This is a genomic window from Streptantibioticus rubrisoli (assembly GCF_024436055.1).
Lineage (GTDB): Bacteria > Actinomycetota > Actinomycetes > Streptomycetales > Streptomycetaceae > Streptantibioticus_A > Streptantibioticus_A rubrisoli.
This window is the reverse complement of sequence record NZ_JANFNH010000036.1, coordinates 65193-75381: the sequence shown is the minus strand read 5'-3', so window position 1 is coordinate 75381 and position 10189 is coordinate 65193. Positions and strand designations below refer to the sequence as shown.

Here is a 10189-nt window from a genome sequence, read left to right as displayed (position 1 = left end):
CATAGTGTTTCGGTGGTCATAGCGTTAGGGAAACGCCCGGTTACATTCCGAACCCGGAAGCTAAGCCTTTCAGCGCCGATGGTACTGCAGGGGGGACCCTGTGGGAGAGTAGGACACCGCCGAACAAGTCTTCAGAGAGCCTCAGCTCCCGTGCACTGCACGGGAACTGAGGCTCTTTGCGTTTTCATCATCCGTCGTTCACCCGCCGCTTGGCCGCAGATCGTCGGGCCTGGGCAGCCTGGCGGCATCAACGACTGGAGGTGCGGCGTGAAGTCGAGCGGCAGCGTGGTCGAAGGATCGTTGGTCGCCGCGTTCGAGCGCGAGTTCGCGGCCCTCGTGGGCGGACGGCAGTGCGTTGCCGTACAAGAGGGGAACACTGCCCTCCGGTTGTCGCTTGTCGCGTTGGGCGTGATACCGGGCGACGAGGTGATCGTGCCCTCGTACGGCCCGGCGGCCGCGGTGGAAGCCGTCCGACTCGCCGGCGCCACCCCGGTCTTCGCGGACATCGACCCGCACACCTTCTGCCTCGACCCGGACGCGGTGGCCGCCGCCATCAGCTGGCGAACCGTAGCGATCATCGCCGGGCACCGGTTCGGCCACCCGGCACCCGTGCGTCGCCTGGCCGACGTGGCGCGGCGGCACGGGCTGGCCCTGGTCGAGGACGCGTCGGAGGCCTGCGGAGCCGAACTGGACCGTGAACCGGTGGGTACCTTCGGCGCGTTGGCGGCGTTCAGCCTGGCCGTCGTCACCGAGGACCCGCGACTTGCCCGCCGGATAAGGGAATTGCGTACGCCGGACATCCGGCCCACTGAGGAGTCGGCGGTCGCCGGGCGGGGCGAGTTGGAGCGGCTGGCCGGATTCGCGGCGCGGCGGCGGGCCAACGCCCGGGTTTTCGACACGGCGTTGAAGGGGGTGCGCACACCGTATGTGGCGGCGGGTGCGCGGCACGTCTACCACCGGTATGTGGTGCGGGTGCCGGGGAACGGGCGGCCGGATCGGGACGCGTTCGCCAGGGCGCTGGCAACTCGCGGTGTCGAGGCGGGAGTTCCGGTGCCTACCCCGCTGCACCGCATTCCCGCCTTCCGTATGCCGGTGGATTTGCCGCAGACCGAACGGGCGGCGGCCGAAACGCTGTCGCTGCCGGTGCATCCGCTGCTTACCGAGCGCGAGGTGGAGCGCATCGTCTCGGCCTGCAACGCGCTCGGTGGGCTGCTTTAGGTCTGTGCGGCCCCGGCGGTTCGCCGTCAATTTTGGTGGACGCTGGCCATGGGCTACGATCTTCTCTGTCGGCGCGCCCCAATAGCTCAGTCGGCAGAGCGTCTCCATGGTAAGGAGAAGGTCTACGGTTCGATTCCGTATTGGGGCTCAGATGACGAAGGCCCCGCCCGATGGAATTCGGGCGGGGCCTTCGTGCGTTCCGTCTCGCGGCCCCGGGAGTTCACTGGAGTTCCGGCACCCGCATCGCCAGGATCGCCATGTCGTCCGAGGGCGCGTCCGCGGCGAATCGTTCGACGGCCCGCTGCACCCTGGCCGCCACGGCTCCGGCGGTGAGGCCGGTGCTCTGCGCGAGGACCTCGCAGAGCCCGTCGTCGCCCAGCATCCTGCTGCCCTCGCGGCGCTCGGTGACACCGTCGGTCACGCACAGCAGTACGTCGCCGGGCTCCAGCGTCACGGTCTGCTCGATCAGCTCCAGGTCCTCCAACACGCCCAGCAGCGGCTGCGGTTCCGCCGCCGGTTCCACGGTGCCGTCCTGCCGCAGTCGCAGCGGCAGCGGATGACCGGCGCAGACCACCTTGAGCAGGGCGCTGCCGTCCTCCTGCGGCCACAGCTCCCCGTACAGCAGGGTCAGGAAGCGGCTGCGGGCGCCCTCGTCGAGGATGGCGGCGTTGAGCCGCTCCAGCACCGCCGGGCCGCCGAAGCCCTCCCTGGCCAGCAGGCGCAGCGCGTGCCGGGCCAGGCCGGTGACCGCGGCGGCCTCCGGGCCGGTGCCGCACACATCGCCGATGGCGAAGCCCCAGCAGCCCTCGCGGATCGGGAACAGGTCGTAGAAGTCGCCGCCGACCTCGTTGCCCTCGCCCGCGGCCTGGTAGATCACCTCGACCTCGACGCCGGGGATCTGCGGCAGCTCCGGCGGCAGCAGGCTGCGCTGCAGCGACTGGCTGATCGCGGTGCGCTCCGAGTACAACCGGGCGTTGTCCAGGGCGAGCGCGGCGCGGCGGGAGAGGTCCTCGGCGAGTTCCAGGATCTCCTGGCGGAAGCGCTCGTCGGAGGGCTTGCCGAGGGTGAGCATGCCGATCACGCGGTTGCGGGCGACCAGCGGCAGCACGACCGTCTCGCCGCCGACCGCCGAGGCGGTGGCGTGCGCTCCGGTGCCGGTGGCCGGGCGGCCCGCTTCGGCCAGGCCCAGGCTGCGCAGGGAGGCACGCAGTGCGGTGGAGTGGGCGGCGTCGGAGGGCGCGGTCCACACCCGGGCGCCGGGGGTCGGGTCAGGGGACGGCGGGGCGATCCGGGACAGCAGGGCCTTCAGGCCGTCGATGCGGTCCTCGTCCTCGTGCAGCACGAAGGCCAGTTCGGGCTCCGACTGCTCGGCGATGGTGTAGACGGCGCACCAACTGGCCAAGGTGGGCACGGTCATCTGGGCCATCAGCGCCAGCGTCTGGTCCCGCTCCAGCGTTCCGGCCAGCAGGTCGGAGGCCTCGACGAGGAAGGACAGCGAGCCGCGGCGCAGCCGTTCCAGTTCGGTGAGCCGGGCGCTTTCGACGGCCAGTGCGATCCGGTCGGCGGCGAACTGCAGGCGCAGCGCCTCCTCGTTGCTGTAGCGGCCGGGGGATTCGGCGGCGACACCGAGCGAGCCGGTCAGCCGTCCCTCCACCTTCAGCGGCACGGTGACCACCGAGCGCATCCCGGTTCCGGCCAGCAGCGGTACGGCGCCCGGGGCGGCGATGAGGTCCTCGTGCACCGCGGGCATCCGTGCGCTGCCGTAGCGGCCGGTGCCCGCCTCGACCGGCACCCGGGCGAAGCGGTGGCGGGCGGCGGGCAGTCCGGTGGAGGCGCGTACCTCCAGTTCGGTCTCGTCATCGGTGGCGAGCAGCAGATAGGCGGCGTCGCCGTCGAGCATGTCCCGGGCCCGCTCCACGGTGCGCTGCAGCAGGCTGTCGAGGTCGTCGGGGGCCGGGGAGCCGATGAAGACCTCGAAGGGGTCGGTGGTGGCCTTGCCGCGGTCGGCCTGCGCCGGGTCGGGTACCGAGCCGCGCAGCGGGCCGCCCTGGAGCACGGCGCGCTCGTGGTCGCGCACCAGCAGGCAGACGGTGGACGGCTCGCCGGAGGAGTCGCGCACCCGCAGATGGGAACCGTAGACCGGCTGGACCTTGCCGTCGGCGCCGCGCAGCCCGTAGGAGCCCTCCCAGCGGGAGAGCCGGAGCGCCTCGGCGAGGCCGAAGCCGGTGCCGGGGGTCTGCGGCCAGGCGGTGAGGTCGCCGAGCGCCTTGCCGACGACCTGCTGCGCGGAGTGCCCGAACAGCACCTGGGCGTCCTCGTTCCAGCCGCTGATGATGCCGTCGCGGTCGACCTGGATGACGGCGACCCGGACCTGGGAGTCGGTGACCGGCAGGGCGGCCAGCGGCAGGGCGGGGCCCGCGGCGCGGGTACCGGCCGCGCGCTCCGGCAGATCGAGCTGGAACCACACCTGCTTGTGCGTGGGGGCGTACTCCACGCCCCAGCGGGAGGCCAGCGCCGAGCACAGGATGAGTCCGCGTCCGCCCTCGCGGTCGGGGTGGGCGACACGGTCGTTCTCGTGCAGCGGGACCTCGCGCTCGGGGTAGTGGTCGGCGACCTCGATGCGCACCGAGGCGGGGTAGCGCAGGCACAGCACATCGGCGGCGGTGCCGGCGTGCACCACGGCGTTGGTGACCAGCTCGCTGGTGAGCACGACGGCGTCGTCGACCACGTCGCTGAAGCCCCAGCCCTGCAGGGTGTCGCGGACGAAGGCACGTGCGGTGGCGACCGAGCGCCCGACCGGCTCGAAGGTGGCGGCTGCACGCGCGGTGATCAATTGGCTCCTCATGTGTCGTGGGTCACCAGGGTCGTCGCTGCTCCGCCGCCCTCCGGTAGGGCCAAGCCGGGCCTCGGGCACGTCGGTCGTGGCGGGACCACGCCCCCGTTCGGCGCTCTGCTCGCGCATTCGCGGCACCCCTCCGCTGCCCAGGTGTACGCCCGGCTCTTGGCGGGCAACCGGATGCCAGGTTACTTACCCACCTGGGGCGCGCGTGCGCCGGTTGCGGGTGTTTTCCGTCGTGATCCATTCGGGATCGCGCTGTTGGAACCACACCGGGGTTTGGTATGCGATGCTGCCGAACCGTTATGGCCGGGGGTGGTCATGGTGAAACACTGGGAAGGCCTTGGGCAGGGGCAAGGTCCAGGGCAAGTCGACGTTCGACCCTCCGGGAGGGACACGGTGGAGTCTGGTGCATCGTCGCGTGGCGGCGCCACGCGTACGAAAGGCGCGCGGTCCCGCGCCAACGGGACCGTCGAGGTCGACTCAGCCGCTCTGCACAGGATGCTCTCCGCGCTCGTGGCCATGCGGGACGGGAACTTCCGCAAACGGCTGACGGTCTCCGGTGACGGGGTGATGGCGGAGATCGCCGCCGTCTTCAACGAGGTCGCGGACCGTAACCAGCACCTCACCGGTGAGCTGGCGCGGGTCCGGCGGGTCGTCGGCCGGGAGGGCAAGCTCACCGAGCGCCTGGAGGTCGGGGCCTGCGAGGGCGCCTGGGCCGCGGCGATCGATGCCTCGAACGCGCTGGTGGACGATCTGGTGCGGCCGGTCTCGGAGGTCGGCCGGGTGCTGTCGGCGGTCGCCGAGGGCGACCTGGAGCAGCGTATGGACCTGCGGTCGCAGGGGGCGGACGGCTCGGCGCATCCGCTGCGCGGGGAGTTCCTCAAGGTGGGCCGTACGGTCAACGGCCTGGTGGACCAGTTGTCTGCGTTCACCGACGAGGTGACGCGGGTGGCCAGTGAGGTGGGCACCGAGGGCAAGCTGGGCGGGCAGGCCCGGGTGCGCGGGATGTCGGGTTCGTGGAAGGACCTGACGGACTCGGTCAACACCATGGCCTCCCGGCTGACGGCGCAGGTGCGGGACATCGCGCTGGTCACCACGGCGGTGGCCAAGGGCGACCTGTCGCGCAAGGTCACCGTCCATGTGGCGGGCGAGATGCTGGAGTTGAAGAACACCGTCAACACGATGGTGGACCAGCTCTCGTCGTTCGCCTCCGAGGTGACCCGGGTGGCCCGGGAGGTGGGCACCGAGGGCGAACTCGGCGGCCAGGCGCAGGTGCCCGGGGTCGCGGGTGTGTGGAAGGACCTGACGGACTCGGTCAACACCATGGCCGGGAACCTGACCGCGCAGGTGCGCGACATCGCGCAGGTGACCACGGCGGTGGCCAACGGTGACCTGTCGCAGAAGATCACCATCGCGGCGCGCGGTGAGGTGGCGCAGCTCGCCGAGACGATCAACGGCATGACCGAGACGCTGCGCACGTTCGCCGACGAGGTGACGCGGGTCGCCTACGAGGTGGGCGCGGAAGGCCAGTTGGGCGGTCAGGCGCAGGTTCCTGGTGCGGCGGGTACGTGGAAGGACCTGACCGACTCGGTGAACACCGCGTTCCGCAACCTGACGGCGCAGGTGCGGGACATCGCGCAGGTGACGACGGCGGTGGCGAACGGTGACCTGTCGCAGAAGGTGACGGTCGATGTCTCCGGCGAGATGCTGGAGTTGAAGAACACCGTCAACACCATGGTCGACCAGCTGTCGTCGTTCGGTTCCGAAGTGACCCGGGTGGCGCGGGAGATCGGCGTCGAGGGCGAACTCGGCGGTCAGGCGCAGGTTCCTGGTGCGGCGGGTACGTGGAAGGACCTGACCGACTCGGTCAACACCGCGTTCCGCAACCTCACCGGACAGGTGCGCAACATCGCGCAGGTGACGACGGCGGTGGCGAACGGTGACCTGTCGCAGAAGGTGACGGTCGATGTCTCCGGCGAGATGCTCCAGTTGAAGAACACCGTCAACACGATGGTGGACCAACTGTCCTCGTTCGCCGCCCAGGTGACGCGGATGGCGCGGGACGTGGGTACCGAGGGACGGCTCGGCGGTCAGGCGGAGGTGCCGGGTGTCTCCGGTACCTGGAAGGACCTGACGGACTCCGTCAACTTCATGGCGGGCAACCTGACTTCGCAGGTGCGCCAGATCGCCCAGGTGACCACGGCGGTGGCGCGTGGCGACCTGTCGCAGAAGATCGAGGTCGACGCGCGCGGTGAGATCCTTGAGCTGAAGAACACCATCAACACGATGGTCGACCAGCTGTCGGCCTTCGCCGACCAGGTGACCCGGGTGGCCCGTGAGGTGGGTACCGAGGGTCGGCTGGGCGGTCAGGCGCAGGTACCCGGCGTGGCCGGTGTGTGGCGTGACCTGACGGACTCGGTGAACGGCATGGCGTCGAACCTGACCGACCAGGTGCGCAACATCGCGCAGGTCGCCACGGCGGTGGCGCGCGGTGACCTGTCGCAGAAGATCGACGTGGACGCCCGGGGCGAGATCCAGGAGCTGAAGAACACCCTGAACACGATGGTCGACCAGCTGTCGGCCTTCGCCGAGCAGGTCACCAGGGTGGCGCGCGAGGTGGGTACCGAGGGCATCCTGGGCGGCCAGGCCGACGTGAAGGGCGTGTCGGGCACCTGGAAGGACCTGACGCAGTCCGTGAACGGCATGGCGTCGAACCTGACCGACCAGGTCCGCAGCATCGCCGAGGTGACGACGGCGGTCGCGCAGGGCGACCTGTCGAAGAAGATCACGGTTGACGCCAAGGGCGAGATCCTCGAACTGGTCACCACCGTCAACACCATGGTCGACCAGCTCTCCGCGTTCGGTGACGAGGTGACCCGGGTAGCCCGCGAGGTGGGCACCGAGGGCCGTCTCGGTGGCCAGGCGCGGGTGCGTGATGTGTCCGGCATCTGGAAGGACCTCACCGAGAACGTCAACATCATGGCGAACAACCTGACCTCGCAGGTGCGCAGCATCGCCGCGGTCTCCACCGCGGTCGCCAACGGCGACCTGACGAAGAAGGTCACCGTGGAGGCGCGCGGTGAGGTCGCGCAGCTCGCCGAGACCATCAACACGATGGTGGACACGCTGTCCGCGTTCGGTGACGAGGTCACGCGGGTGGCCCGCGAGGTGGGCACCGAGGGCGAGTTGGGCGGCCAGGCCCGGGTGCCCGGTGTGTCGGGTACCTGGAAGGACCTGACCGAGTCGGTGAACTCGATGGCGTCCAACCTCACCAACCAGGTGCGCAACATCGCGATGGTGACCACGGCGGTGGCGCGCGGTGACCTGTCCAAGAAGATCGACGTGGACGCGCGCGGCGAGATCCTGGAGCTGAAGACCACCATCAACACCATGGTCGGCCAGTTGTCGGCGTTCGGTGACGAGGTGACCCGGGTGGCCCGTGAGGTGGGTACCGAGGGTCGGCTGGGCGGTCAGGCGCGGGTGCCGGGGGTCTCCGGCATCTGGAAGGACCTGACGGACTCGGTGAACCTGATGGCCAACAACCTGACCAACCAGGTCCGCAACATCGCCGAGGTGGCCACCGCGGTGACCCGCGGCGACCTCAACCTGCGCATCGACGCGGACGCGGCGGGCGAGATCCTGGAGCTCCAGGACAACATCAACACGATGATCGTCAAGCTCCGCGAGACCACCTTGGCCAACAAGGAGCAGGACTGGCTCAAGGGCAACCTGGCGCGCATCTCCGGTCTGATGCAGGGCCGCCGCGACCTGGTGGACGTGGCGGCGCTGATCATGAGCGAGCTGACGCCGGTGGTCTCCGCCCAGCACGGCGCGTTCTTCCTGGCCCAGGAGGTCGGGGAGAACGGCCAGCCAGGCGAAATCGGCGGCGCCGAGGGCGCACCGTACGAGCTGCGGCTGATCGGCGGTTACGGCTACTCGCGGCGGACCATGCCGACCTCGTTCCTGCCGGGTGAGTCGCTGATCGGCCAGGCGGCGGTGGAGCGGCGCACGATCCTGGTGGAGAACGTGCCGTCGGGCTACCTGAAGATCGCCTCGGGGCTCGGTGAGGCACCGCCCGCCCATGTGATCGTGCTGCCGCTGCTGTTCGAGGACCGGGTGCTCGGGGTGATCGAGCTGGCGTCCTTCCAGCCGCTCACCCAGATCCAGAAGGACTTCCTCAGCCAGATCGCCGAGATGATCGCCACCAGCGTCAACACCATCTCGGTGAACACCAAGACCGAGGGGCTGCTGGCGCAGTCCCAGGAGCTGACCGCGCAACTGCGCGAGCGCTCGGCCGAGTTGGAGAACCGGCAGAAGGCGCTGCAGGCGTCCAACGCCGAACTGGAGGAGAAGGCAGAGCTGTTGGCGCAGCAGAACCGCGACATCGAGGTGAAGAACACCGAGATCGAGGAGGCCCGGCAGGTGCTGGAGGAGCGGGCCGAGCAGCTCGCGGTCTCCATGCGCTACAAGTCGGAGTTCCTGGCCAACATGTCGCACGAGCTGCGCACCCCGCTCAACTCGCTGCTGATCCTCGCCAAGTTGCTGGCCGACAACGCCGACGGCAACCTGTCGCCCAAGCAGGTCGAGTTCGCCGAGACCATCCACGGCGCGGGCTCCGACCTGTTGCAGCTGATCAACGACATCCTGGACCTGTCGAAGGTCGAGGCGGGCAAGATGGACGTCAGCCCGACCCGGATCGCCCTGGTCCAGCTGGTCGACTACGTGGAGGCCACCTTCCGGCCGCTGACCGCGGAGAAGGGTCTGGACTTCTCGGTACGGGTCTCGCCCGAGCTGCCGATGACCCTGCACACCGACGAGCAGCGGCTGTTGCAGGTGTTGCGCAACCTGCTGTCCAACGCGGTGAAGTTCACCGACGCGGGCGCGGTGGAGCTGGTGATCCGCCCGGCGGGCAAGGAGATCCCGGTCGCCATCCGCGAGCAGATGCTGGAGTCCGGTTCGCTGCGCGACCCCGACCAGGAGATGATCGCGTTCTCGGTCACCGACACCGGTATCGGTATCGCGGCCAGCAAGATGCGGGTCATCTTCGAGGCGTTCAAGCAGGCGGACGGCACGACCAGCCGCAAGTACGGTGGCACCGGCCTCGGCCTTTCCATCAGCCGGGAGATCGCCCGGCTGCTCGGCGGTGAGATCCACGCGGACAGTGAGCCGGGCCGTGGCTCGACGTTCACCCTCTATCTGCCGCTGAGTACGGGGGAGATGCCCACCAAGGAGCAGCCCGCCGGTGAGGGCGCGGCACCGGCCGACGAGCCGCAGTTCGCCGCGGCGCCCGAGGAGTCGGAGCGCACCGGGTACGGCCGCGGCGGTGGTTTGTCCCGACTGCGCCGCCGGGCGTTGCCGACCGGGGAGCGGCGGGGCGGCCAGCAGGACTCCTGGGTGGACAGCGGCCAGCAGGAGGGCGCGCGGCGTGCGCAGCGCGGCACGCGCGGCGGCTTCAACGGGCAGAAGGTGCTGATCGTCGACGACGACATCCGCAATGTCTTCGCGCTCACCAGCGTGCTGGAACAGCACGGCCTTGTGGTGCTGTACGCGGAGAACGGCCGGGAGGGCATCGAGGTGCTGGAACAGCATGACGATGTCGCCGTCGTCCTGATGGACATTATGATGCCGGAGATGGACGGCTACGCCACGACTTCGGCGATTCGCCGGATGCCGCAGTTCGCCGGGTTGCCGATCATCGCGCTGACCGCGAAGGCGATGAAGGGCGACCGGGAGAAGAGCATCGAGTCCGGCGCGTCCGACTACGTCACCAAGCCGGTGGACACCGACCACCTGCTGTCGGTCATGGAGCAGTGGATGCGGGCGCGTTGAGGCGGCCGGAGGGAACGCAGGGCGAGGCGGGCGGGAGAAGGGGAGCCGAGGCGGGCGGGGGCGGTGCGCGGCCGGATGAGAGGCGGAGCAGAACGCGTCATCGCACGACACGGCACGCCCGAAGGGGTGTGAGAGTGCGTTATGCAGGGAACCTTCTGGTCCCCCGCCACGTTTCTGCTTCGTGCGCAGTGACATGGCGGTGACAGGGTGTGGCGAGCGACGGGGTGCGGCTACCATGACCGGCACAAGGACGGGCGGCGTACAGGAGTCGTCCCTGGGGGCGGCGCCCGGTGCTTCCCCGAG

3 protein-coding genes, 1 tRNA gene and 1 rRNA gene are annotated in these 10189 nt (G+C 69.9%); 4 read left to right on the top strand and 1 reads right to left on the bottom strand.

The window, feature by feature from the left end:
* Positions 1-8: 8 nt before the first annotated feature.
* From rrf to NON19_RS24410, 3 genes are all read left to right on the top strand, one after another.
* Positions 9-125 (top strand): 5S ribosomal RNA (gene rrf / locus NON19_RS24420).
* 142 nt (positions 126-267) lie between these two features.
* The gene (locus NON19_RS24415; RefSeq protein WP_255931211.1) at positions 268-1218 is read left to right on the top strand and encodes a DegT/DnrJ/EryC1/StrS family aminotransferase; all 951 of its coding nucleotides are present in this window, start codon (positions 268-270) and stop codon (positions 1216-1218) included.
* 75 nt (positions 1219-1293) lie between these two features.
* Positions 1294-1366 (top strand) — tRNA-Thr (locus tag NON19_RS24410).
* Between the two features lie 72 nt (positions 1367-1438).
* Here the strand turns inward: NON19_RS24410 and NON19_RS24405 are convergent.
* Entirely contained in the window at positions 1439-4063 is a 2625-nt protein-coding gene (locus tag NON19_RS24405) for a SpoIIE family protein phosphatase (protein ID WP_255931210.1), read from the bottom strand.
* A 390-nt stretch (positions 4064-4453) separates the two neighbouring features.
* Here NON19_RS24405 and NON19_RS24400 point away from each other — a divergent pair, with 390 nt between their 5' ends.
* Complete coding sequence (locus NON19_RS24400; RefSeq protein WP_255931209.1) at positions 4454-9886, top strand: HAMP domain-containing protein; 5433 nt, start codon at positions 4454-4456, stop codon at positions 9884-9886.
* Positions 9887-10189: the final 303 nt, after the last annotated feature.

Coding starts and splice junctions, on each gene's coding strand:
- NON19_RS24405 (WP_255931210.1), bottom strand. CDS start 4,063: ATGAGGAGCCAATTGATCACCGCGCGTGCAGCCGCCACCTTCGAGCCG.